Annotated in this window: 1 protein-coding gene and 1 pseudogene; one reads left to right on the top strand and one right to left on the bottom strand. The window is 50.9% G+C overall.

What is annotated here, in order from left to right:
- Positions 1-181 (top strand): annotated as a pseudogene (locus EJP87_RS18740) (FkbM family methyltransferase); the annotation flags it as partial.
- A gap of 85 nt (positions 182-266) precedes the next feature.
- Here EJP87_RS18740 and EJP87_RS18130 read toward each other — a convergent pair.
- Positions 267-1,492: glycosyltransferase family protein (locus EJP87_RS18130; RefSeq protein WP_193771469.1), on the bottom strand; the 1,226-nt coding region annotated here is incomplete at its 5' end.

The following is a 1,492-nucleotide window of genomic DNA, read 5'->3' on the forward strand; positions in this document are numbered from 1 at the left end:
GACTATTCGGCGTTTTAGACCAAAATTGGCCATCTCAGTTTATCATAGCAATAACAGAGATTTGTATGCAGTTTCAGAATGGATTGCTTCCCTCTCTCTCGGCTACTATTTTTTTCTGGAATGTTACCATTATGATGGACGGGAGAGTGTTTTGTATGCGAGCACGGCCTTGCCATTATAAGGAGCTTGCACTGTTCAAAAACGGAATCAATTCCCACTTGTTGCTGCCAACCTGCTGGCGCAACGGAGCGTGCAGCGCTGAATGATCACGACGCCTCCGCACGCAGCCAATGTTGGACCCTGTTGACTATATGGCGTGCAAAATCGGTATAACTGCGCCCACTGCAGATCAGATGCGGGGGGAGGGGCGGTTGCAGGCCGGACAAGGCAGCAGACAATGATGCACGCGAGCGATACCAGAGGCAATGGTCATCCCAATGTGGCCTGTCGGCGATGGCTCGGCAGTCATAGACTACCGGAGTTGCTCCACAGGCGACCACCTCCAGCAAGCGCCGACTTTGCAGATCATAGGGGTGGATGACCAGCACATATTCCGCTTCATTATAGGCTTGGGCTACCTGTTTGCCATGGGGTAGCGCCCCTTTGCTGAAGGGATATACCAGCGGATCACTCTCCCATTGGTTGCCATATATTTCAATCTCAATCTCGTCAGCAAGTGCACATAACCAGTGCAGTGAGCCCTTTCTCACCACATATCCCAACATATGGTCGCGGATCCAATATTCGGGATAGGAATATTTCCGGGCAAGCTGCTCGATGCGTGCCGGAGTGAACGCCTCACCTGCCGCAAAAATCTCTTCCAGTTGTGCAATAAGTGGTTCACAGCCTGGCGCTTTCTGTGCCGGATTGATATAGGCGTTGCCGACAAAAATAATTTTTCTGCGTCGTGGCAGTGCCTGGTCAAAAAAGGTTTGCTCATTGTAGGAAAATCCCCGCACCATGACCTGGTTGGGATTGGCTCCGGTAGCATAGAGCTGTTTTTCATAGTAGGAGGTGAGTGGATAGAGTAGATCACGCTTTCTCCAGGGGACGGGATCACCATGGGTCACCAGGGGAATGGGATCAAATATTTCAATGATTTTGAATACATCGGGATGGAGTTGCACTAGATTGCTGGAATGCCAAGTAAAGTTATAGTTCAAATCGATGACCACGTGTGGATTGAAGGCGGCCAAGCTCTCCTGCCAATGATATAATCCCAACACTTCCGGTATGTTGCTCCCTGCAAGCAGGGATTCATCAAACAGCATTGTCTGACAGCCAATTTTGGCAAAAGCCTGTGCCTGATCATAGGCTGTATGGCGGAACGTGGGTCGGTGCCGGGTGGCCAGAAAAAAGATCCGCAGCGGTTGCCCGGGAATAAATTCGGGACGAATGGTGGCACACTGCACCGCCAAACGCTGGGCTTTGGCCAGACGCTGTTGATGGGCTGCATTCAAAACGGCAACAACAATACCGGCAAAAACGGCTT

Origin of the sequence: Candidatus Magnetaquicoccus inordinatus, assembly GCF_004217665.1 — a bacterium.
Lineage (GTDB): Bacteria > Pseudomonadota > Magnetococcia > Magnetococcales > Magnetaquicoccaceae > Magnetaquicoccus > Magnetaquicoccus inordinatus.